A 23,446-nucleotide genomic window follows, 5' to 3' on the forward strand; every position below is an offset into this window, starting at 1 on the left:
CGCCCTTGAGTGATGCGGCATTTGTGGGGCACCTGCGGGTCGAATAGCAGTAGGCGAAGGCCGTCAAATATCAGTGGCGGCCAACTCGCTCCTGCAACCCAACCACCGCCGAGCGGTATGGCAAGTTCTGAGCACTGACTTACACTGCGATACACCAATGCGAACGAATCACTGTTCAATGCATCGATACATCCCACGGCAATCCGGGCATCACGTAATGATCTGGGTGAAGCCAATATGAAAACGGTCACGAGCCTTTTCCGCTGTCTGCTCGCTGCCAGCGTATGCACGGCGGCGAGCACCTGTGTAATGGCTGCGCCAACCTACAAGACCAGCTTCGACTGTGCCGAGGCAAAGGCCTCCGTCGAAAAGCTGATCTGTCGTGATCCGCAGCTGGCGCAGATGGATATCGAACTGATGCGTCTTTATCGCCTGGCGCTCACGGATGAACATTCAGTGCCGCGTCCGGACAAAATCATGATCGACCAGCAGTTCTGGATCGATGCCCGTAATCAGTGCGCCTCCACACCTGTACCCAAGACGTGCACAGTCCGCAGTTATGCCGAGCGCGCGCACCAGCTGCGCCAAGGCTCGGCCATTGTGAGAACCAAGGACCCATACAGACTCACCGAGGGCCCCCTGGCTTTTCGTTGTACAGGGCTTAACCCGCTGGTTGCCGCCACCTTCTTCACCACGCAGCCGGGTGTCGTGTACCTGAAATGGGCGAACACCTCGATCGTCCTGAACCAGGAGCCGAGTGATTCGGGAACCCGATACACAGGCAAGGACTCCCAGGGAAATTACAGTTTCTGGCAAGACGGCGACGTGGTGCTATTCCAGAAGCCAGGCTCAGGGTCAATGAGTTGCAAGGCCGAGCCGGTCGGTTGATGTCTCTGGCGCAAGTCCGGCGCCCTACTCCCTACCCCAAAACCTGCACGCAAAAAAAAGCCCCGAAACCACATAAGGTACGGGGCAAAAAATTGGTTGGTTGCGGCCAACCAAAGGAGCATTTTTCAAAGCGGTTACGGGTTACAGGCATTCCTGCGCGGCACGTTCGAAACTCGAAGGCATGAAGTTCGACGCCAGCAAGTGGCGCTCATACAAAAACACCTTGCCGCCGTTTGGCGCTTTGTAGGCTTCCAGAACGTTGTCCGCGGCGACTTTGCTCGGCACCACGATCCGGTAGCTGCGCTGGGTTTGCGAGACCGTCGGGTTCAGTGCGTTGCCCTGCAACTTTGGCACCACGCAATCGGCGTACTCGGCAGGCGTTTTTTTCGTCTGCAAGGTCAGCGTCGGGTCGTTCGGCGCAGAGGCACAACCGGCCAGCAGCAAGGTGGCAACAGCCATGGCAGGAACAAATAAAGGGCGCATCGGTGCAGTCCTGAAGTAAAAAATCTGTTTCGTTGCGCAACGGGTCACTGTCGTTGCGGTTATGGTCCGGGTGTTCAGCCAGCAGTCACCAGGGTTTTGAGCGAGTCATCGAACTGCTTCAAGGCGCTGAGTTGCAGGTCGCGTTGCTGATCGATCTGGGCGGCAATCTCGGCTGCAGCTTTACGGTGTGCCCAGACCGAAGGCATTTGTTTCTCGACGGCGCCTTCGGCCTTGCCGATGTATTGCAGGTTGGCGTCGTAGAACCGTGCGGCGAAACGCGCTTCGACCTGACTGTTGCGTTGGGTCAGCAGACGGTTATGGGTATCGAGCATCACCACCACATCCGGATGGGCCTGCAACAACGCGTCGAGGTTGTCGTAGACGGTCACCGACAGGAACTGCTGCTGTAACGAACTCATCAGCCAGTCGATTGCCAACTCTGGGTCGGAGCTGTTGATGAACGCGTCGCGAATCCGCGCATCCAGCGCATCGCGCGCGCCGTTCACCGCCACATCGTGGTAACGCTCGAGGTATTGCAGGTTGTCCAGGGTGTTTTCGCTGTACAGCACACCGACGGTTTGCGAATGCTGCAACCCGGTACTGGCGCCGGCGATGGGCAGAAAATGGCACGATTGGGCGTCGTCTGCGTAGGCGGTTGCAGCAGTAGCAACCCCGCCCATCAACAGGGCGACAATTGCCAGTCGGGTCAATGTCTTCATCGCGCAATTTCCTTGAGCTGCGTCTTCGATGGAGGCGATTTTCCGCCTTTACCCGACCCAGCAGAACTTGCGTTTCTTGATTGTCACTATCACTTGAACCGATAGTTGCGCCGCGTGCCGATTATTTGCGCTTTCCTTCAAGTGCCTCTTCGGTCAAGCGACGCTCAGCTGATTTCTCCCCTGCGATTTCGCCGCGTAAAGCGCGCGATCTGCACGACCGATCAGTGCCTTTTCATCAGGGTCGCTGCCGTCGGCGACATATGTCGCCAACCCCAGGCTGACGGTCACGATACCTAACGGGCTCGACAAATGCGCAAGTTGCTCGGCCGCAATACACGACAGGATCGCCTCGGCAACCGTTCGCGCTCCTGATTCGTCCGTATTGGGCATCACCACGGCGATTTCTTCCCCGCCATAGCGAGCTGTCATGTCACCTGGGCGACGGACACAGTGCTTGATCGCCTGACCTATGATCCGCAGACATTCGTCTCCAGCGAGATGGCCGTAGTGATCGTTGTAGCGTTTGAAAAAGTCCACATCGATCAGAATCAGTGACAACGGGCTTGCGAGTCGCTTGGCGCGTTTGAATTCGACATCCAGAAACTGATCGAAATGCCGGCGGTTGGCGAGGCCGGTGAGTTTGTCCTCGCTGGCGAGAACTTCCAGCGTCTGGTTAAGCTCGATCAGTGCGGTTTGGGTGGCGAGCAATTTTTCCTCCGCCCGAATACGCCGACTGATATGGGAAATCAGCCGGCGCCCCAGTGCGACCAGGAGCCCCAACAACAGCAGCACCACAGCGACAGATTGCTTTGTCTGACTGAGCCACGCTTGCATTGCCTCGGCCTGCCCCACCGCAACCGTCGTGACGACAGGATATTGATCGTTTCTCTTGAACGCGTAGAGGCGATGGATGCCATCGACATTCGACGCAAAATCCACGGTGCCCGATGAGCTGTTGCGCAAGTATTCAGAGAATATCGGTGCGCGCGACAGATCACGGCCGATGTCTTCCACTTGAAAGGGATACCGCACCAGCAGGCGCCCTTCGGCAGAGGTCAGGCTGATCGCGCCGAATTGCCCCACGTGGATGCTTCGATAAAGTTTGAGGAAGTGTTCGAGGCTGATAGTCGCGGCGATTACCCCGGCAAAACTTCCATCAGGGTGATCGATGCGTCGGCTGACCGAAATCACCCAGGCGCACGTGGCCCGGCTGAGAATCGCCGGGCCGATATAGATGCCGCGATCCGGAGTGGCGCGGTGATACTGGAAGAACGCCCGATCTGCGTTGTTGCTATTGGATGAGATCGGCATGTTGGCCGAGAATAGCCAGTCCCCTTGGGCGTCATACAGCACCACACTATTTAATTGCGGGAGCGCATCCATCTGCTGGGCAACCAACTTGCTCAGCCGTTCGAGTTGCTCCGGGCCGGTGCCGTCTTTCTCGATCCTTTCTGTCAGGCCCAGCAACAGCACTTCACTTTGCTTGAAGGTGCCCTCGGTGTAAGTGTTGAGCGCGTGAGTCAGGTTCAATGTATCGGTATTGATGTCGCTCAAGGTGTTCTGTCGGGCTGTCCATGTCTGCCAGGCCGTCAGCAGCACCACGGAGACACACACCAGAAAGATCAGAAAAGTGGCAAGTCGAAGATCGCGTTTCAAGGAAATACCGGGCTGTTGAGTACACTGGCGTTAAAGGCTGTGCATTATAGAAGGCTTTTGGCCAGCATTGCTGATGCATATGGATAGGTCAGCCCTGCGCCGGGAATGCTTCCACTCTTAGTTTCTCCATCACCAGTTCAATGAAGGCCGATACCGCCAACGGCAGATGCTGCCGGCTCGGGTAAAGCACGTGCAGGCCAAAGCCCACACGCTGGAAGTGTGGCAACACACGTACAAGTCGACCCGCCTGAAGATCGAGCATGGCGAGCGTCGGCGGCAGCAGTGCGATGCCCAGGCCGGCCACCGTAGCCTTGCGCAGTGCCTGGGCCGTGTTACCGGAAAAACGGCTGGCGATTTGCACCTCTTCCTCCACGCCCTCTGGTCCGGTCAGACGCCAGGTGGTGAAGCCGCTGGGATGGGCGAAACTCACGCAGTCATGGTTCACCAGATCCTGCAGCGTACCGGGCATTCCGCGAGCAGCGATGTAAGCCGGACTCGCCACCAAGCCCTCGCTGCCTGCACTGAAGAGCTGGCGCCCGACGTAACCTGAGTCTTGCAGCGGACCGCCGCGAAACGCGATGTCGATACGCTCGGCAATCAAGTCGGCACGGGCGTCACTGAGCACGAAGTCAAGCCGCACCCGCGGATGCGCGGCAAGAAAGTCAGCCACCCATTCCATGGGGAAGAAGTCGAAGAAATCCGCCGTCGCGGCAATGCGCACCAAGCCGCTGGGTTCCTGGCTGCCCGTCATCAACTCGTGCCCCGCCTCGATCAGCCCGTCCACGGCGCCCACGCAGCGCTCGTGAAAAGCCTGCCCGGCATGGGTCAGCGTCAACTTGCGCGTGGAGCGTTGCAGCAGTCGTGTGTCGAGTTGTGCCTCGAGCTGCTGGACACGCCGGCTGACGGTGTTGGGCGGCATGCCCAGTCGCCGCGCCGCTTCGGCAAAGCTGCCGCTGCGGACCACTTGGACAAACAAGGCAATGTCATTCAAGTCGAGCATAAGGCGATAATTCCAGCAAAAAATGGACGAGCTCAATCCAATTGTGCCATCTAATCAACCAATCCGGGCACGCTTATCCTTCTTGCATCGCGGCAGTTAGCCCTCTAACTGCGTAAACCACAGGCAAGGACATCGTTCCCCATGACTCAAACTTCATCCCTCTCCCCTATTCAAAACCGCATCCTTTGGGGTGTTCGCATCTTTCTGGCCTTGGCGTTCGCTGCGGCCGGCATCGCCAAGCTGGCCAGCGCTCCGCAGATGGTTCAGGTGTTCGATGCCGTCGGCCTTGGGCAATGGTTCCGCTACCTCACCGGTGCCATTGAAGTGGCTGGCGCTGTGTTGCTGCTCATCCCGGCCACGAGCTTTTTCGCCGGGCTGCTGCTGACGGCGACCATGACCGGCGCAGTGGTCACGCATCTGTTCGTGATTGGCGGCAATCCCGCCCCTGCCCTGGTGCTGTTGGCGATGTCTGCCTTCGTGGCCTGGCGGCAGAAGCCCGCGGCCTTGCTCGGTGCAGCGCGCTGATCCATCCCAAGGCGATCGGCTCAAGACTTGAGGAAAACCTATGAACAACATCGTCGCCACACCAACGCGCGCCATCGTTCACCGCACATCCGGCAGCACTCACGGGCCGATCACGCGACTCATGAGCCCTGGCGACCTGGGCCAGTTGTTGAAGCCTTTTGTGTTTCTTGATCTCTTCGGCTTCAAGCCCCAAGGCGGGCAGAAAGGTTTCGGCATGCACCCGCATTCAGGGATCGCAACACTGACCTACATGATTGAGGGCGGCGTGGAGTACGAAGACACCACGGGCAAGACGGGCGTGTTGCCCACCGAAGGTGTGGAGTGGATGCGTGCCGGTAATGGCGTGTGGCACGACGCTATACCAATCGGCGACAGCTCAATATCGGGCTTCCAGCTCTGGGTCGCCCTGCCCGTTTCGCACGAAAACACACCGGCGGAAAGTCTCTACCTGGCGCCGTCGCAGATCCCGCAAGCAGGCCCGGCGCGCGTGCTGCTCGGACGCTATGGCGCAGCGCAAAGCGCGATTGCGGCACCTTCGGACATGAACTACCTCGTCGTGCGCTTGAAAGACGGGGAACGCTGGCGCTACACACCTCCCACCGGCCACAACGTGGCGTGGCTGGCGGTCAATGCCGGTCGGCTGGACGTTGGTGGCCCGGTCAATACTGGCGAGTTGGCGGTGTTCGAGGAGTCAGACCAACCCATCGATTTCGTGGCGCACGGCGACACGTCTTTCGTGCTGGGCTCGGCGGTGAAGCACCCACATGATTTGGTGATGGGTCGTTATTCAGTACACACCAGCCGAGCGGCACTGGCGCAGGGCGAGGCTGAAATTCAGCGCATTGGCGCGCGTCTGTTTCATGAGGGACGGCTGGCCTAGCACTCGCTAATGCCATATCTGCATCACTTGGTAAAAACCTGATATGTTGTACGATGACAGATGAGTTAGCGTAATTCATCTGTCATCCTCGCATCTATAACAACAAGGAATTACCCATGAAAAAAGTGAAACTGATTATCGGTTTTTTATGCCTGTTCAGTGGCTACGTGGCGGCCTCCCCCGCATCGAGCGAGACGGATGTTGCCGCTGCGGTAGACCATCTGACTCAAGCGATGCTGACCAAAAACGTCCCACAACTGAATGCGCTCACCGCTGAAAACCTGACCTATGGGCATTCCAGCGGGAAAATCCAGGACAAGAAAGAATTCATCGCCGACATCGAAACCGGAAAAAGCGCTTTCAAAACGCTGGAGATGCAGAACCAGAAAATCACCGTCTCGGGTGATGTGGCGTTGGTCCGCCATCATTTTTCGGCGCAAGCCATCAAGGGCACCGAGATTGTTCCCACGGAAATCGAGAACTTTCAGATCTGGCAAAAGCAGCAAGGAAAATGGTTACTGGTAGGACGACAAGCGTTCCGGCTCTGACCTGGCGAGGGGTGTCAGGCAGTTGCAATGCTGGATGTGCCGGTCTCTTCGCGAGCAAGCCCGCTCCCACACTGGATTTTCTGTGAGCACAGTATTTGTGCACGCCAGCGATCACATGTGGGAGCCTGCTCGCGATGGCGTCCGTCGCTACCACTAAACAGCAGCCTTGAACCCCTCCTCCCGCTGCAACGCCCGAGCCTGAATCACATCCAGCAAGGCACAGCCTTCACGCGTCAGCAGATGCACCGCCCGGGTGACGCGGGTCAGGTCGCAGTCGGAAATACCTTTGAGGTTGAGACTGGACAAGGTGTCCATCAGATCGCGAACCACGGTGAAGCGATGCATGGCGCAGGCGGCCAGGTCGCTGAGTTCTTTGTGGGTGTTGATGAAGAGCACCGGGGATTCGGCGTCGTAGGTGTCGATGGGGAGGTAACGCGGCATGACTTGGTCGGACATTGAGGTAGCTCCTGATTAATTGAGTTCTCCTGGGTTATCGACCGGCCAAGATCGTCGCGAATTTTGCCGCGAGCCGGAACTATAAGGGGCGTACTGGAGCGTAGCAACGAGAGACTCTGTCAGAAATTTCCGGAAAATTTGTGCGCCACGTTCCTACGCTTTGCCCGGGAGCGAATGCGGTATGTCAGGCAGACCGCGTCAGTCGGATACACGACTGCTTCGCAGCCGAACGCAGCCTTCGGCAGCTGCTACAGATCGCGCTGGGAGCCAGGCAATCAGCCGTCAATCATCCTCATGCAATTTGATCCCGCGTTTATGCAGCAAATACGGCACCAACAGCACCAACAACGTCACCGCCAGCACCGACGCTGCAATCGGTTGCGTCACAAATATCATCCAGTCGCCCTGGCTGATGGATAAGGCGTTACGCAGTTGTTTTTCCGCCATCGGCCCCAGCAGCATGCCGACAATCACCGGGGCGACGGGGAAGTCGAAGCGGCGCATCAACACTCCGGCCCAGCCGATACCCAGCATCAGAAACAAGTCGAAGGATGAGTGGCGCATGCCGTACACGCCAATGGTGGCGAATACCAGGATCCCGGCGTTCAGGTACGGCCGAGGGATTTGCAAGAGTTTGACCCACAGCCCCACCAGCGGCAGGTTCAGCACCAGCAGGATGACGTTGCCGATATACAAAGAGGCCACCAGGGTCCAGACCAACTCGCCCGAGGTCTGGAACAGCAGCGGCCCCGGTTGCAGGTTGTAGTTCTGGAACGCCGCCAACAGAATCGCCGCCGTGGCGGAGGTCGGTATGCCCAGGGTCAGCAGCGGCACCAGTGAGCCGGTGGCGCTCGCGTTGTTCGCCGCCTCGGGACCTGCGACGCCTTCGATGGCGCCTACGCCCTTGCTGGCGGCGAATTCTTTCGGGTACTTGCTGAGTTTGCGTTCAGTGGAATAGGACAGGAACGTCGGGATTTCCGCGCCACCGGCCGGAATCGATCCGAAGGGAAAACCGATCAAGGTGCCCCGTAACCACGCCGGGACCGAGCGTTTCCAGTCGGCGCGAGTCATCCATAACGAGGTCAAGCGGTGTCGGCCGGCCGTTTCTTCCTTTTGATAAAGCACACCGTACAAGGCCTCACCGACGGCAAACAACCCCACCGCGACCAGCACCACTTCGATGCCATCGACCAGTTCGGGAACTCCCAAGGTGTAGCGGGCAATGCCTGACGTCGAGTCGAGGCCGATCAAACCGATGGTCAGCCCGATGCCCAATGAAGCAAAGCCGCGCAGCATCGACGCGCCGAGCACTGCCGACACGGTGGTGAAGGCCAGCACCAGAATCGCGAAATACTCCGCCGGCCCGAATTTCAGCGCCAGCGTGGCTACGAGGGGCGCGAACAACGTCAGCAAGATCGTTGCGATGGTGCCAGCCACGAATGAACCGATGGCGGCCGTTGCCAGCGCCGGGCCTGCCCGTCCGTTGCGGGCCATGAGGTTGCCTTCCAGGGCCGTGACCATCGAGGATGACTCCCCTGGCGTGTTGAGCAGGATCGAGGTGGTGGAGCCGCCAAACTGAGCGCCGTAATAGATGCCGGCGAACATGATCAGTGCCCCGGTCGGATCGACCTTGGCGGTAATCGGCAGCAGCAAGGCGACGGTCAGCGCCGGGCCGATCCCCGGCAATACGCCAATTGCAGTGCCCAGCAGACAACCGATAAAACCCCACATCAGATTGATCGGCGTCAGCGCGCCAGCGAAGCCGACGGCCAGATTCGAGAGAATATCCACCTTGTCGACCTCCTACGGCCTGAATCAGATCCAGGCGTTGATCAAGGGCGGAAGGGAAACCCCTAGCCCGGCGGTGAAAAGCCAGTAGATCGGCAGCGTCAGGGCAATGCCGATGGCCAGGTCTCGCACCGGGCTGCGACTGCCAAAGCCCCGCGCCGAACAGGCAAACAGCAATGCAGCAGCCAATACGAAGCCGATGTAGGAAATGAGCAACGCCACGCCCACCAGCCCTGCCGTAACCCAGGTCGCCCCGGACTTGCCGCCGGGCTCGGCCCCGGAAACTTCATGATCATCGGCGAGGTTGCGAAAACCACCGGTGAGCGCCTGATAGCCCATCAACAGACCAACGGCGCCCAGAAATGCCGCGACGGCATAGGGGTAGACATAGGCCGGCATGATGACGAAGCCCATCTCAGGGGGAAACCGCGAGGCGCCGACCGCCAATACCGCACTGATCACGACAATGCCGACGCCAATCGCCAGTTGAGCCGGCCTTACGCTCCAGCGCCCGGCCATCTCAAAGCAGCCCGACCTTGACCAGCATCGCGCGCAGGCGTCCGTGCTCCTCATCGACGAATTTGCCGAAATCATCCCCGGTCAGAATGCTCGGCGACCACGCATTGGCTTTTACGTTTTCCTGCCAGACGGCGCTTTTGGTGGCGGTCAGGACGGCTTCCGTCAGTGCCTTGCGCTGTTCAGGCGTCAGGCCCGCCGCGCCGTAAACACCCCGCCAGTTGCCGATCGTCACGTCGTAGCCAGACTCTTTGAGGGTCGGTGCGTCGATGCCTTCAACGCGGTTGGGCGCGCCGACGGCCAGTAAGCGGAACTGCTTGGACTGCACGTATTTGGCCAGTTCGGCGTAGCCGCCGGTGATCACCGTGATGTGGCCTCCCAACACCGCGGCGACGACTTCGCCGCCACCGGCGAAGGCAACGTAATTGACCTTGTTGACGGGGATGTCCATTTTGCTCGCCAGTTCGGCGATGCCTATGTGGTCGATCGACCCCTTGGAGCCACCGCCCCATTTGATGCTGGACGGGTTGGCTTTGAAGTCCTTGAGCAAGTCCTCCAGGTTTTTGTACGGCGAGTCGTCGCGTACGGCGATCACGTTGTATTCGGTAAACAGCCGGGCGATCGGGGTTACGTCCTTCAAGGTGATTTGCGGTTTGTTCTGCTCGATGGACGCGACCATGATCGCGCCGACCACGATCAGCGCATCGGGGTCGCCCTTGGTGGCGTTGGCAAATTGCGCCAACCCCAGGGTCCCGCCGGCGCCACCCTTGTTCTCGAAGGTGGCGGCTTTGGCCGTTTGGGCCTCGACCATGGCTTTGCCCAGGACTCGCGCGGTCTGGTCATAACCGCCACCCACGGAACCTGGGGCCATGAACTTGACGGTGTCCAGGGCAAAAACGGGTGATGCGAGTGCGGCGGCGGTAATGAAAGCGGCGAGGTTGCTGCTGAATCGACGGGCCAGTGCAAACATGAGACGTCTCCGGATAGCCGTTCTTGTTGTTTTCGATCAGGGAGAGCCCCTGTTCGGTGAGCATGCGTCTGGAAACAAGCGTAGGTCATAGATGTGTTTGTTGACGGCCTTTGTGCTGATGCGCCGTTAATCAAAGACAGCACATCGACTCAATATCCGCATCGAAATCTACGCAACCATAGGCCCTGTGAACCACCCACAATCCACTTGCAAGGACATCATCATGGCCATCGCAAAAGCAGCACCTGGCAAAACCCTGCTGAACCCAACCGACCACACCCTGATCATGATCGATCACCAGTCGCAAATGTCCTTTGCGACCAAGTCGATCGATGCCGTCACCCTGCGCAATAACGCCGCACTGGTGGCCAAGGCAGCCCGGGGCTTCAAGGTGTCGACCATCCTCACCACCGTTGCCGAGAAAAGCTTCTCCGGCCCGATCTTCGACGAAATCAAATCGGTGTTCCCGGAACACAAAGTGATCGACCGTACCAGCATGAACACCTGGGAAGACGAGCGCATTGCCGTTGAAGTCAACGCCATCGGCAAACAAAAAATCGTCCTGGCCGGTCTGTGGACCTCCGTGTGCATCGTTGGCCCGGCACTGTCGGCCCTGGACCAAGGCTTCGAGGTTTACTTCATCGCCGATGCCTGTGGCGATGTCTCCATCGAAGCCCATGAAATGGCCGTGCAGCGCATGATCCAGCTCGGTGCCCGCCCAATGACTTCGCTGCAATACCTGCTTGAACTGCAGCGCGACTGGGCACGCACCGAGACTTACGACGAGACGGTGAAAACCTCCATCGCCAACGGTGGTGCCTATGGTCTGGGCCTGATCTACGCCAAGACCATGTTCCATGCCTCTGAAGGCCATTGAGAATAAATAGCGACTCTTCGGAGTCGCTGTTTCAGGCGGGAGATCAGTCATGTTTTCTTTACAAACCCTCCCGCGCATTTCCGGGCAGAAGGACGTACCCAGGGCGTCCTTCTGGCTCTGCGTGTTTTTTGCCGGAACAGCCCTGGCGGATGAGGCACCGGATTCCGCGCAAGGATTTCTCGAAGGCGGGAAGCTTGAAGTGCTCAGTCGAAATTTCTTCCTCAACAGCGACTACCGCTCACCCCAGCCTTCGGGCAAGAACTACAAACAAGAGTGGGCTCAAGGCTTTATCGGCTCATTTGAATCCGGATTCACTCCCGGCACGCTAGGTTTCGGCGTCGACAGCCACGCTTTTATGGGGCTGAAGCTCGACGGCGGCAAAGGGCATTCGGGAACCGGGTTACTGCCGCTGGACAGTGACGGTCGCAGCGAAGACAACTATTCCAGTGCCGGTGGCGCGCTGAAAATCAGGGCCTCCCGAACCACCCTGGCCTTCGGTGAAATGACCGTGGAAACCCCGGTGTTCGACACCTCCGACAAACGCCTGCAACCGGAATACGCCACGGGCTTTCTGTTGAACAGCAACGAAATCGACAACATGAAACTGGTGGCTGGTCATTTCACGGCGTTCAAGAATCAGGACAACACAACAAGCAAGGGCAACTTTTATGGCTACGGTGCCAACACCGAAGCCGGTGGCATCACGTTTCTGGGCACCGACCTGTTCACAAACAGTCCTGTCGGCGGCGCGTTGTACGCCTCCGAGCTGAGCGACACCTGGCGCCAGTATTACGCCAACCTGCACCTGAAACAGTCCGCCGTGTTCCTCGACGCCAACCTGTACCGCACGCAGGACACCGGCAAGGCACTGGCCGGTGCCATCGACAACACCGCCTACAGCCTCTCGGGCAAATACACCCTTGATGCCCATGCCTTTACCCTGGCCTGGCAACGCATCAATGGCGACACACCGTTCGACTTCGTCGGTGGCGACTCGATTTACCTGGCCAACTCGATCAAGTACGCCGACTTCAACGGCGCCCATGAACGCTCCTGGCAGGCGCGCTACGACCTCGACCTCGGCGCTTATGGCATCCCCGGCCTGAGTTTCATGACGCGTTATGTCCGGGGCAGCGACATCGACGGCACCCGTGCGCCCAAGGGTGGGGCCTACAACCCGTTCGACCCGACCATCGGCGAGTACGTACCTCAACAGGGCGATGGCGGGCGGCATTGGGAGCGCGACATCGACCTGCGCTACGTCGTGCAGTCAGGCTCCGCCAAGGGGTTGTCACTACAACTGTCCCATGTGTCTCATCGGGCCAACACCGCTCAGGCGGGCGATGACATCGACAGGGTTTACGTCGTCATCCAGTACCCGCTGACCTTCGGGCACCTGTGATCGACGTCACCGTGGAAATGGCGGAAGGCAGCCGGAGTCGAACCTGCCCGGGAACGGATGCCGTCCCCAACCGGGTTTGAAGCCCGGCCGCGCCACCGGGCGCGATTGCCTTCCTTGAAGTCAGACTGCGGCTTGTTGGGCCAGTGCATTGTCGAGCCGGATATGGCGTCGATCGCCAAAGCGGCGGGTCAGGCCGAGCCGGTCGAAGTATTCAAGAATCTGAATACTGCGCTTGCGCCCCAGGCCCACGGCATCGCGAAACCCGACGACCTGGATCACCGGGTTATCGCTGGCCAGTTGCACCAGCATAGCCGCCAATCGGCGCAGCAGCGTGTCGGTGTAAAACAGGTCGCGAACGATTTGATGCAGCAGTCCCAACCGGGCCATCTTGCGCAGCAGCAGGCGCACGGCAGCCTCGTCATGGCCAGTGGCTTTGGCCAGATCACGCACCCACGGCGGATCGAAACCCGCCTGTTCGAACAATGGCTGCAATTGGTGCCAGAGGGTTTCGTCGTCCTCGCTCAAGCGCACCTGGTGATCGGGTAAATGCAGCCACGGGCCGCAGGCCGCCATTGCACCACTGGCCAGTAATTCGTCGAGCAGGCTGATAAAGGTCGACCGTTCCAGCACGCTGCCGGCGAAACGACGCAGGCGATCGCGGTCCGGTCCCATCTGGTCCGGTTCGAGTTGATGAAAGCGTGCGAGGTGTTCCAGCAGCGGCGTTTTCTGGGCTTCCCAACGCACCGCGCTGAACAACAATGGCCCCTGCCGCGTATCGATGAGACGCACGTCATCGGGCAATTCCCAAGTCTCGCGCGGACGATTGAATTGACGCTCCAGGCGCAGCGGATCGAGCCCGGTGTCGCTGTTGGCCAGCAACGCCGGCAGTGCCGCTTCCAGGCTATTGGTGGCGGACAGCGCTTGTAGCTGCGCCAATCGCTCAGGGCTGCGACGATGTCGGGCCGGGGCGAACGGGTCCAGCACTTGGCCACCGCCAAGGGTGCGTTGGGCGCTTTGGTCGCGCAGGATCAAGCGGTCGCCCTTCACTGCCAACACCGGCGCATTGACCAGCAGTTGCGCGAACATCTGCTCCCCTGGTGCCAGGCTTGCGCCTTCCAGCAAGGCCACCCGCCCCGTCACGTCCTGAGTTCCAAGATGCACATGCACCGGTTGAAAGTGTTCGAAGCTTCGCGCTTCGCTGGTCAACACGCTCATCCGGATATCCAGACGCTGGGTCGGCGCATGCAGCCATTCGGCCACCAGCCAGTGGCCACGGTGGATCTGCTCCAGGGCCAGACGCTCGGCACTCAGGTTCAGCGCGACGCGCTGCCCGGCCATTGCGTTGTCAGCGGCCTGGTTCTGCGCATGCAGGCCACGCACTCGCACGGGTTTACCCAGTGGACTCAGCATCAGCGTATCGCCCACTGCCACCTGGCCGGACAACGCGGTGCCAGTCACTACGATACCGGCACCGGCTACGCTGAAAGCCCGATCAATCGCCAAACGAAAACCGCCACTGGCGCTGCGTTGAACAACTTCATGCTGCGCATCCAGTAAGGCCTGACGCAATGTCTCGATGCCCTCGCCGGTCACACTCGACAGCGCGATCTGCGGCGCGCCGGCATACGGTCCGGGCTCCAGCAATGCTTCGATCTGCTCACGAACAGCCTGCACCCGAGCCGAGTCAACCCGGTCGCACTTGCTGATTGCAATCAGTGCCCGAGGAATGCCCAGCAACTCGACAATCGCCAGATGTTCGCGAGTCTGGGGCATGACGCCGTCATCGGCCGCTACCACCAACAACACCAGATCAATCCCTTGAGCGCCGGCCAACATGTTGTGGGTGAAGCGCTCATGGCCGGGCACGTCGATAAAACCGGTCAGGGCGGCGCCCGGTTCCAGCGCCGCATAGAGATAGCCCAGGTCGATGGTCATGCCGCGTTCGCGTTCTTCGCGGCGACGATCACCGGCCTGCCCGGTCAGTGCCTGGAGCAAGGAAGTCTTGCCGTGATCGATATGCCCCGCCGTGCCGACAATCACCCGTCCCGGCCCTCCTCCTGCACCAGCTGATTGAGCTGCGCCAACCATGCCGCTTCGTCATCGAGTTGGCGCACGTCGAGCCACAAGGCGTCATCGTCGATACGCCCGAGCACCGGAATGGGCAGTTGCCGCAACGCTGCCTCCAGCCCTAGCAACCGTCGCCCACGCAGGCGTTTGGAAACGTTGGGCCGCAGGCATAACGCCGCGCTAGGCAGACGCGCCACCGGTTGGCTGCCACTGCCAATCATGCCCAGTGCCGGCACCGCGCTGACGCTCCAGCCATCGCCCAGCACCTGCGTCAATGACGGTTGCAAGCGTTCGGCCTGGGCGAGGATGTCGGCTTGGGGCCGGGTCAATAGACGCAGACTCGGCAGGCGTTCGGCCAATCGATCGGGATCGCGGTACAGCGCCAAGACGGCTTCGAGGGCCGCCAGGGTCAGTTTGTCGACCCGCAGGGCACGCTTGAGCGGATTTTTCTTGATCCTGGCGATCAGGTCTTTGCGGCCGACGATCAATCCGGCTTGAGGCCCGCCGAGCAGTTTGTCGCCGCTGAAGGTGACGATGTCCGCGCCGTCGAGCAACGCCTGGCGCACCGTCGGTTCGGCGGGCAGGCCCCAGCGAGTCAGGTCCAGCAGGCTGCCGCTGCCGAGGTCTTCGAGCAAGGGCAGTCCGTGGCGGTGAGCCAGCTGCGCCAATTCCGCCGTCGGCACTCTCGCGGTGAAGCCTTCGATGCTGTAATTGCTCGCGTGTACGCGCATCAGCAGTCCACTGCGCGGGCCGATAGCGGCCTCGTAATCGCGAGCATGGGTGCGGTTGGTGGTGCCCACTTCATGCAACCGCACTCCGGCGCGGGCCATGATGTCGGGAATGCGAAACGCGCCGCCGATTTCGATCAGCTCACCTCGGGAAATGATCCCTTCCTTGCGTGCGCCCAGGCTGTTGAGCGTCAGCAACACAGCGGCGGCATTGTTGTTGACCACGGTGACTGCTTCGGCGCCGGTCAGTTCGCGGATCAAGCCTTCGATCAAATCGTCCCGGTCGCCGCGCTTGCCGCTGTGCAGGTCGAATTCCAGATTGAGCGGATAACGGGCGGCCAGTTGCACCGCTTCAATGGCTTGTTCCGGCAACAACGCCCGGCCGAGGTTGGTGTGCAGCACCGTCCCGGTGAGGTTGAACACCCGGCGGACCTGGCTGCGATGCTGGATCGCCAGACGCTCGCCCGCCCTGCCCGCCAATACATCGGGAGCAATTTCAATGGCGGCGAGTTCACCGTTGTGCACCGGCTCGCGCAAGTCATCGAGCAATTGCCGCAGGCCGGCCAGCAGTGCGTCGTGTCCGTAACGCTCGGCCAGCGGTTGGCAGGCGGGATGGCGTAGCAGGCTGTCGATGGAAGGCAGCCGCAAGGTTTGGCCGGCGAGGGTTGCGGGCATCAGAGGCTCCCGGAAGCGAGTGACCGTCGCGTCTGAGTGTAGCCGCTGGGCTCCCCGCTCGAGTGCTGTTCACTTTCAGCCGCGACGCACTCCTTGTAGCAGCTGTCGAGCTTGCGAGGCTGCGTTCGGCTGCGAAGCAGTCGTGAGTCCGGCAGCCATGGTGCACCTGACGCACCACAATGGTGATTTTACGACTGCTGCGCAGCCGAACGCAGCCTCGCAAGCTCGACAGCTGCTACCGCCGAACGCAGGCTTCGCCAGCTGCTACACATCGCAGCGTTGGAGCTACTGTTCGCCTGTTACCAGCAGCAGATTGGGCGCTGGCCGCTGGTAACCTTCCTGCTCCAGACGCATGTCCAGCATCAGGCTGGACAGGTCCGCCGACAGGGCTTCGGCTTCGGCGTCGTTTTCCAGGTAGATCAGTTTCAGGTAGCTGTTGCAGCCGGGACAGACCTCCGCCCGCAACGGTGCCTGATTGGCGGCGTGGCGATCATCCTCGAAGCTGACGTATTCAAGCCCCTTGCTCTGTTCGCAATACACGCATTTGACCCGCACCACATGCCATTCGCAGGCGCACAGCGAGCACACCAGATAACGCAAACCGTTGTATTTGCCGCGATGACGAATCACCCCGGCCATCGCCGGTGAACCGCAGGATGGGCATTGGCTGAGGCTGTCGCCGCGCGTCAGTTCAAGGTTGGGCGTGCTCAGCAGCCAATAACTCCAGGCCACTTGCAGCGCGGCGCCGAGAAACGGCACCAGCGCTGCCGGCAGCATCGAGTACTGGCCGCTGACCAGGGCAATCGCCCACGCCTTGAGCAACCCAGGGTTCGCGCTGCGCAACGTCGCCACGGCGTTTTCTACCGCCGAGTGTGGCAATGGCTGATAGCGCTGCAACAAGGCCTCGAGGTATGGCAGCCAAACGTTTTCGCGCACCAGGCTGTCGGCAGCGAACGGCGGCAAGCCATGTTCTACGCACAATCGCAGGCGTTCGGGGTCGGGCATGGTCGCCACGGGCGGATCGTCCATCAGCTGCTGCTGGACATGACACAACCCCGCGATCAAACGCAGATAGTCCGCCATGGGATGGCCGTCGGCCAAACGTTCCAGGCGCAACGCGCGCAGGGTGAACAGGTTGTTCGGCGGCAGGTACAGAAACGGCGGTGAACTCGCCGCCGCTTCTATTTGCCCGGGCTCGAGGATTGTGGCCAAGGGATCATCCTTTTTTGCTGATCGGTCGCTCAGGCGTCTCGTCACCGGTCACTTCCCGGTACCAGAGCCCATGGTGTTTTCTCGCCCAGGCGCGGCTGACCCGGCCATGCACCATGGCGTCGACCGAACCGCGAATCCAGATACCCGCGTAGACATGGACGATGATGCTCAGCACCAGGATGAATCCCGCCAACGCATGCAGCAGCATCGCCCAGCGGATGCTGGTGATGCCGAAGTACGCACTGAACCAGGCACGCCAGATCACCAATCCGCTGAACAGCAGCACCAGCATGCAGATCAGCAATACCCAGAACAGCAGCTTCTGCCCCGGGTTGTATTTGCCGATCGGCGGCACGCCCTCCTCCTCGTTACGGATCACCAGCCCGACACGCCTGAGCCACAGCCGGTCGTTGGTGATGAAGTAGTTCGCCCGCCAGAAACTGCACACCAGGCCGAGGAACAGCACAAACATCGTCAGGCCCAGGTACGGATGCAGAATGCGCGTCCACGGACCGCCGCCAAACAGGTTGCTGAGCCAGAACAAGCCCGGATGGAACAAGGCCAGCCCCGACAGCGCAGCCATCAGGAACACAATCGCCACTAGCCAGTGGTTGGTGCGCTGGTTGACGGTGTAGCGCACGATCGGTTTGTCGTTCATGGCCTGTCCTCCCCGCCGGGTTTGCTTGGATCGAAGGTGTGCACCGACGGATCGAACTCATGCACGGCAGGGTCGACGGTGGTCGGATGTTCGTCCTCCTCGACCAGTTGTGGCCCGACGCGCACGTAGTGGAAGAACCCGGCCAGCACCGCCGCGCCCATGGCCAACAGCGCCAGGGGTTTGCTCAGGCCTTTCCACAGGTCCACCAGCGGACTGATCGCCGGGTGATCCGGCAACCCGGCGTACAACCTGGGCGTGTCGGCATGGTGCAGCACGTACATCACGTGGGTGCCGCCGACGCCCGCGGGGTCATACAAACCGGCGTTGTCGAAGCCGCGGCTCTTGAGGTCGACGATGCGTTCGGCGGCGTGTTCCTTCATGTCTTCCTTGCTGCCGAACACGATGGCGCCGGTCGGACAGGTTTTCACGCAGGCCGGTTCCAGCCCCACCGCCACCCGGTCCGAACACAGCGTGCATTTATAGGCCTTGTGGTCCTTTTGCGAGATGCGCGGAATGTTGAACGGGCAACCGGTGATGCAATAGCCGCAGCCGATGCAATGGTCCTGATCGAAGTCGACGATGCCGTTGGCGTGCTTGATGATCGCGCCGGGGCTCGGGCATGCCGCCAGGCAGCCGGGCTCGGCGCAGTGCATGCAGCCGTCCTTGCGGATCAACCATTCGAGGTTGCCGGCGTCGGTTTCATGCTCGGTGAAGCGCATCAGGGTCCAGGTGTCTGCGCTGAGGTCGTGCGGGTTGTCGTAGGTGCCCAGGTTGTGACCGACGTCGTCACGTAGCTCGTTCCATTCCGAGCAGGCGACCTGGCAAGCCTTGCAGCCAATGCACTTGGTGGTGTCGATCAGCTTGGCCACTTCCCCTTGGGTACGCACCGAGGGCGGCACGGTGGTGGTGGCCGAACGGGCGATGATGTCTTGGCTGGCCATTTAGATTTTCTCCACGTTGACCAGGAATGACTTGGATTCCGGGGTCTGTGTGTTGCCATCGCCGAGGAACGGCACCAAGGTGTTGGTCAGGTAACCGTGACGGGTGGCGCCGGTGAAACCCCAGTGCAACGGGATACCGATCTGGTGCACCACCTGATTGTTGACCTGCAGCGGACGAATCCGCTTGGTCACCACCGCCACTGCTTCGATATGCCCGCGCTTGGAACTGACCCGCACCCGGTCGCCGGCGGCAATCCCCTTCTCCTTGGCCAGCGCCTCGCCGATTTCGACGAATTGCTCGGGCTGGGTTATGGCGTTGATCGGGCAATGCTTGGTCCAGAAGTGGAAGTGTTCAGTCAGCCGGTAGCTGGTCGCTGCATAAGGAAAGTCCTTGGCCTGGCCCAGGGTGTCCCAGACCGAATCGAAGATCCGTCCGGCCGGGTTGCTGGTCGCCTGTTTGTTGTTGGGGTGCATCGGGTTGATGCCGATGGGCGTCTCGAACGGTTCATAGTGTTCGGGGAATGGCCCTTCGTTCATCTTGTCGAGGGCGAAGAACCGCGCCACGCCTTCGGGGTTCATGATGAACGGGTTCATCCCGGCTTCCGGCGGCACATCGACCTTGTAGTCGGGCACGTCGGTGCCGGTCCAGACCTTGCCGTTCCACCACACCAGCCGCTTTTTCGCATCCCACGGTTTGCCTTGAGGGTCGCAAGAGGCACGGTTGTAGAGAATCCGTCGGTTCGCCGGCCAGGCCCAGGCCCAGCCGAGGTTCTGCTTCATGCCGTAAGGATCACTGTTGTCACGACGGGCCATGTTGTTGCCCTGCTCGGTCCAACTGCCGCAGAAGATCCAGCAACCGGATGCCGTGCTGCCATCGTCCTTGAGTTGGGCGAAACCGGACAGTTGCTGACCAGCCTTGACCACCGCGCCCGTAGCATCGGTGACATCGGCGATGGCGTAGCCGTTGAATTCCCGGGCCAGTTCTTCCGGCGTCGGGTCATCGGGGATCTTGTACGGCCAGTCGAGCTTGAGGATCGGCTCGGCCCAGGCACCACCGTTGGCCTGGTAACGCTGGCGCAGACGCATGAACAGCTCGCTCATGATCTTCACGTCAGTGCGCGCCTGGCCCGGGCCGTCGGCCCCTTTCCAATGCCATTGCAGCCAGCGACCGCTGTTGACCAGCGAGCCGTTTTCTTCGGCAAAACAGGTGGTGGGCAGGCGGATGACTTCGGTCTGGATGTCGGCCGTTTGCACATCGTTGTAAGGCCCGACGTTGCGCCAGAACTCCGAGGTCTCGGTGGCCAGCGGGTCCATCACCACCAGCCACTTGAGCTTGGCGAGCGCCTTCATTACCCGGTTCTTGTCCGGCAAGGCGGCGATCGGGTTGAAGCCCTGGCACATGTAGCCGTTGACCTGGCCCTTGCCCATCATGTCGAACATTTTCAGGATGTCGTAGCCGGGAATGTCCAGTTTCGGCAGCCAGTCGTAGCCCCAGTTATTCTCGGCGGTGGCATTGGCGCCGTACCAGGCTTTCATCAGGCTGACATGGAACTTGCCGTAGTTCTGCCAATAGGACATCTGCCCGGGACGCAGCGGTTTGAGTGCGCGCTTGGCGATGTAGGCGTTGTAGTCCTGTTCGGCTTCGGACGGCAGGGTCAGGTAACCGGGCAACAGGTTAGACAGCAAGCCGAGGTCGGTCAGGCCCTGGATGTTGGAGTGCCCACGCAAAGCGTTGACGCCCCCGCCGGGCATGCCGATGTTGCCCAGCAGCAGTTGCACCATCGCCGCGCTGCGGATCATCTGCGAGCCGATCGAGTGCTGGGTCCAGCCCAAGGCATAGAGAATCGTCATGGTCTTGCCCGGTTGAGCACACGTGGCAATCTCTTCCCAGATTTTCTTCATCGCGTCGGTGGGCATGCCACAGACCTGACTGGCCAGCTCCAGGGTGTAGCGGCTGTAATGCTGCTTCATCAATTGATAGACGCAGTGTGGGTCCTGCAAGGTCGGGTCGACTTTGGCAAAGCCGTCCTCGCCGATCTCATACCCCCAGCCGGACTTGTCGGTGTAGCTGCGCTTGCTCGCGTCGTAACCGCTGAACAAGCCATCCTCGAAACCGTAGCCGGCCTTGACGATGAACGACACGTCCGTATAGCTCCGCACGTATTCGTGCTGGATCTTGTCTTCGGTCAGCAGGTAATTGATCAGCCCGCCCATGAAGGCGATGTCGGTGCCGGTGCGGATCGGTGCGTAATAGTCCGCCACCGAGGCCGTACGGGTGAAACGCGGGTCGACCACAATCAGCCGCGCCTTGTTGTGGGCTTTGGCTTCGGTCACCCATTTGAAACCGCAAGGGTGCGCTTCTGCTGCGTTGCCGCCCATCACCAGAACCAGATTCGCGTTGGCGATATCGGTCCAGTGGTTGGTCATGGCACCACGGCCATACGTCGGGGCAAGACTTGCCACCGTCGGGCCATGTCAGACACGTGCCTGGTTATCGAACCCCAGCATGCCCAGACTGCGAATGACCTTGTGGGTGATGTAACCCGCTTCGTTGGACGAGGCCGAGGCCGCGAGGAAACCGGTGGTCAGCCAGCGGTTCACCGTTTGCCCCTGGGCGTTCTTCTCGATGAAGTTGGCGTCACGGTCGGCCTTCATCAGGTCGGCGATGCGGTCCAGCGCTTCATCCCAGGAGATCCGCGTCCACTCCTTGGTGCCGGGCTTGCGCACCTGCGGGTATTGCAGACGGCTGGGGCTGTGAATGAAGTCGAGCAGGCCTGCGCCTTTGGGGCAGAGGGTGCCGCGATTGACCGGGTGGTCGGCATCGCCTTCGATGTGAATGATGCTCTGGGCGACATTCTTCGCATTGTCGCCCTGGCTGTACATGATCAAGCCGCAGCCGACCGAGCAGTACGGGCAGGTGTTGCGGGTTTCATGGGTATGGGCGAGCTTGAAATGACGCACTTGTTCGGCGAAGGCTGGCGTCGGGGCCATGCCCAGCGCGCCAAGGGTGGATCCTGCAAGGCCGAGACCAGCGACCTTGAAGAACTGACGACGGTTGAGGTCCATCGTGCACTCCTGATCAGGTGGAAACCCGGTGCGTTGGCCGGGTTTTTCTGGACGATCACAGTGACGGCAACGGAACTACCGCCAATTAGAACTTTAGACAATGTTGTGCTGCGCGGTCTGAAAACCGACCGTCGGCGGCTTGCCGGTCATGCTCTGTTGCACAACTCGCCAGCGGTGAAGGTTGGCGCTTATCATGGCCGCCGGATTACCCCCCTCTGCCTTTTATGAGACTGAGCATGACTTTCGATTTTGATCAGGTGTTCGACCGCCATGGCACCGGCAGTACCAAATGGAGCCGTTACCCGGCCGATGTATTGCCGATGTGGGTCGCCGACATGGACTTCGCCGCACCGCCGGCGATCATTCAGGCCATGCAGAAACGCCTGGAACACCCGATGCTCGGTTACAGCGTGGCCCAGGATGACTTGCGTGACGCCATCGTCGCCGACCTGTGGGACAAGTACGCTTGGCGTGTGCAGCCCCAGGAACTGGTGTTCCTGCCGGGTATCGAATCAGGCTTCAACATGGCCCTGCATGCACTGGTTCAGCCGCAACAAAACGTGGTCGTGCAAACACCCAACTACCCGCCGTTGCGCCATGCGCCGGGCCACTGGCAGCTGAACAAGGTCGAACTGGACTTCAACGCGCTGGCCGATGGCACGTACGCCACGCCACTCGATGCCTTGCGCCAGGCACTGCAAGGAGGCGGCGCGCTGTTGCTGAGCAACCCACATAACCCGCTGGGCAAGGTCTTCCCCCGGGAAGAACTGCAAGCGGTTGCCGACATCTGCCTGGAACAGGATGCCTGGATCATCTCCGACGAGATCCACTCCGAGCTGTGCTTCGACGGGCGCGTGCACATTCCGACCGCCTCGCTCAGCCCGCAGATCGCTAAGCGCACCATCACTCTGATGTCAGCCAGCAAGGCCTACAACATCGCTGGCCTGAAGACTGCGTTCATGATCATTCAAGACGCAGCGCTGCTCCATCGAGTCAACCATGCCCGCTGCGGCATGGTCGACAGCGTCAACCCGCTGGGCCTGGAAGCCACCCGCGTCGCCTACAGCGAAGGCCGCCCCTGGCTGACCGAACTCATGGCCTACCTGCAAAGCAATCGGGACTATCTGGTGGAGGCAGTTCGCACGCGGCTGCCGGGTGTGACCATGAGCGTTCCTCAGGGCACCTATCTGGCGTGGCTTGATTGCACAGCACTGGGGCTGGACAACCCGCAGCAGTTCTTCCTCGAACAGGCCAAAGTCGGGCTGAGCGCCGGGCTGGATTTCGGCGATCACGCCCAGCAATTCGTGCGCCTGAACTTCGGCTGCCCACGGGCGTTGCTGGAAGAAGGGATTGCGCGGATGGAGCGTAGTTTGCGTAACCGCAAGGCCTGA

The 23,446-nt window shown here is 60.6% G+C and carries 21 protein-coding genes and 1 tRNA gene; 7 read left to right on the forward strand and 15 right to left on the reverse strand.

Annotated elements, in window-relative coordinates; translation table 11 throughout:
- Window positions 1–237: 237 nt before the first annotated feature.
- Entirely contained in the window at window positions 238–888 is a 651-nt protein-coding gene (locus JUI81_RS01705; RefSeq protein ID WP_204123529.1) for an MliC family protein, read from the forward strand.
- Between the two features lie 141 nt (window positions 889–1,029).
- On the opposite strand, the gene JUI81_RS01710 is transcribed toward JUI81_RS01705, so the two are convergent.
- The 4 genes from JUI81_RS01710 to JUI81_RS01725 form a co-directional block, all read right to left on the reverse strand.
- Window positions 1,030–1,371, reverse strand: a complete 342-nt coding sequence (locus tag JUI81_RS01710) for a hypothetical protein (RefSeq protein WP_204123530.1) — start codon at window positions 1,369–1,371, stop codon at window positions 1,030–1,032.
- Window positions 1,372–1,445: 74 nt separating this feature from the next.
- The gene (locus JUI81_RS01715; protein WP_204123531.1) at window positions 1,446–2,090 is read right to left on the reverse strand and encodes an ATPase; all 645 of its coding nucleotides are present in this window, start codon (window positions 2,088–2,090) and stop codon (window positions 1,446–1,448) included.
- Window positions 2,091–2,243: 153 nt separating this feature from the next.
- Window positions 2,244–3,746, reverse strand: a complete 1,503-nt coding sequence (locus JUI81_RS01720; RefSeq protein ID WP_239077642.1) for a sensor domain-containing diguanylate cyclase — start codon at window positions 3,744–3,746, stop codon at window positions 2,244–2,246.
- An 88-nt stretch (window positions 3,747–3,834) separates the two neighbouring features.
- Complete coding sequence (locus JUI81_RS01725; RefSeq protein ID WP_204123532.1) at window positions 3,835–4,746, reverse strand: LysR family transcriptional regulator; 912 nt, start codon at window positions 4,744–4,746, stop codon at window positions 3,835–3,837.
- Between the two features lie 141 nt (window positions 4,747–4,887).
- On the opposite strand from JUI81_RS01725, the gene JUI81_RS01730 reads away from it, so the two are divergent.
- From JUI81_RS01730 to JUI81_RS01740, 3 genes are all read left to right on the forward strand, one after another.
- A complete protein-coding gene (locus tag JUI81_RS01730; protein ID WP_204123533.1) occupies window positions 4,888–5,271 on the forward strand; it encodes a DoxX family protein in 384 nt (127 codons plus the stop codon).
- Window positions 5,272–5,311: 40 nt separating this feature from the next.
- Window positions 5,312–6,151, forward strand: coding sequence for a pirin family protein (locus JUI81_RS01735; RefSeq protein ID WP_204123534.1), 840 nt, complete (start codon window positions 5,312–5,314; stop codon window positions 6,149–6,151).
- A 116-nt stretch (window positions 6,152–6,267) separates the two neighbouring features.
- Window positions 6,268–6,699 (forward strand): nuclear transport factor 2 family protein, encoded by a 432-nt coding sequence (locus JUI81_RS01740; protein ID WP_019578968.1) that lies wholly within the window; start codon window positions 6,268–6,270, stop codon window positions 6,697–6,699.
- A 153-nt stretch (window positions 6,700–6,852) separates the two neighbouring features.
- Here JUI81_RS01740 and JUI81_RS01745 read toward each other — a convergent pair whose 3' ends face one another.
- The 4 genes from JUI81_RS01745 to JUI81_RS01760 all read right to left on the reverse strand — a co-directional run bounded on the left by JUI81_RS01745 (window position 6,853) and on the right by JUI81_RS01760 (window position 10,429).
- Window positions 6,853–7,155, reverse strand: a complete 303-nt coding sequence (locus tag JUI81_RS01745) for a hypothetical protein (RefSeq protein ID WP_018925958.1) — start codon at window positions 7,153–7,155, stop codon at window positions 6,853–6,855.
- A 282-nt stretch (window positions 7,156–7,437) separates the two neighbouring features.
- On the reverse strand, window positions 7,438–8,946 hold the full coding sequence (locus JUI81_RS01750; protein ID WP_204123535.1) for a tripartite tricarboxylate transporter permease: 1,509 nt from the start codon (window positions 8,944–8,946) through the stop codon (window positions 7,438–7,440).
- A gap of 24 nt (window positions 8,947–8,970) precedes the next feature.
- Window positions 8,971–9,462 carry a tripartite tricarboxylate transporter TctB family protein gene (locus JUI81_RS01755; protein ID WP_018925960.1) on the reverse strand — a complete coding sequence of 164 codons (492 nt, stop codon included), beginning with the start codon at window positions 9,460–9,462 and terminating at the stop codon, window positions 8,971–8,973.
- A 1-nt stretch (window position 9,463) separates the two neighbouring features.
- Window positions 9,464–10,429: a tripartite tricarboxylate transporter substrate binding protein gene (locus JUI81_RS01760; RefSeq protein WP_028940579.1), complete on the reverse strand. Its 966-nt coding sequence runs from the start codon at window positions 10,427–10,429 to the stop codon at window positions 9,464–9,466.
- Window positions 10,430–10,652: 223 nt separating this feature from the next.
- Here JUI81_RS01760 and JUI81_RS01765 point away from each other — a divergent pair, with 223 nt between their 5' ends.
- Window positions 10,653–11,306 (forward strand): hydrolase, encoded by a 654-nt coding sequence (locus JUI81_RS01765; protein WP_028940578.1) that lies wholly within the window; start codon window positions 10,653–10,655, stop codon window positions 11,304–11,306.
- 49 nt (window positions 11,307–11,355) lie between these two features.
- Window positions 11,356–12,708, forward strand: coding sequence for an OprD family porin (locus JUI81_RS01770; RefSeq protein WP_204123536.1), 1,353 nt, complete (start codon window positions 11,356–11,358; stop codon window positions 12,706–12,708).
- Window positions 12,709–12,726: 18 nt separating this feature from the next.
- Here the strand turns inward: JUI81_RS01770 and JUI81_RS01775 are convergent.
- The 7 genes from JUI81_RS01775 to fdnG form a co-directional block, all read right to left on the reverse strand.
- A tRNA-Sec gene (locus JUI81_RS01775) sits at window positions 12,727–12,822 on the reverse strand.
- A gap of 6 nt (window positions 12,823–12,828) precedes the next feature.
- A complete protein-coding gene (gene selB / locus JUI81_RS01780) occupies window positions 12,829–14,748 on the reverse strand; it encodes a selenocysteine-specific translation elongation factor (RefSeq protein ID WP_204123537.1) in 1,920 nt (639 codons plus the stop codon).
- Window positions 14,745–16,178 carry an L-seryl-tRNA(Sec) selenium transferase gene (gene selA / locus JUI81_RS01785; protein ID WP_204123538.1) on the reverse strand — a complete coding sequence of 478 codons (1,434 nt, stop codon included), beginning with the start codon at window positions 16,176–16,178 and terminating at the stop codon, window positions 14,745–14,747. Before selA ends, selB begins: the two co-directional genes overlap by 4 nt.
- A gap of 285 nt (window positions 16,179–16,463) precedes the next feature.
- Window positions 16,464–17,390: a formate dehydrogenase accessory protein FdhE gene (gene fdhE / locus JUI81_RS01790; RefSeq protein WP_019578976.1), complete on the reverse strand. Its 927-nt coding sequence runs from the start codon at window positions 17,388–17,390 to the stop codon at window positions 16,464–16,466.
- A 4-nt stretch (window positions 17,391–17,394) separates the two neighbouring features.
- A complete protein-coding gene (locus tag JUI81_RS01795; protein ID WP_019578977.1) occupies window positions 17,395–18,048 on the reverse strand; it encodes a formate dehydrogenase subunit gamma in 654 nt (217 codons plus the stop codon).
- A complete protein-coding gene (fdxH, locus tag JUI81_RS01800) occupies window positions 18,045–18,989 on the reverse strand; it encodes a formate dehydrogenase subunit beta (protein WP_019578978.1) in 945 nt (314 codons plus the stop codon). The genes JUI81_RS01795 and fdxH overlap by 4 nt, the downstream gene beginning before the upstream one ends.
- Window positions 18,990–22,055 (reverse strand): formate dehydrogenase-N subunit alpha, encoded by a 3,066-nt coding sequence (gene fdnG / locus JUI81_RS01805; RefSeq protein WP_204123539.1) that lies wholly within the window; start codon window positions 22,053–22,055, stop codon window positions 18,990–18,992.
- A 236-nt stretch (window positions 22,056–22,291) separates the two neighbouring features.
- On the opposite strand from fdnG, the gene JUI81_RS01810 reads away from it, so the two are divergent.
- Entirely contained in the window at window positions 22,292–23,446 is a 1,155-nt protein-coding gene (locus JUI81_RS01810) for a MalY/PatB family protein (protein WP_204123540.1), read from the forward strand.

This window comes from Pseudomonas sp. 008, assembly GCF_016861935.1.
Taxonomy (GTDB): domain Bacteria; phylum Pseudomonadota; class Gammaproteobacteria; order Pseudomonadales; family Pseudomonadaceae; genus Aquipseudomonas.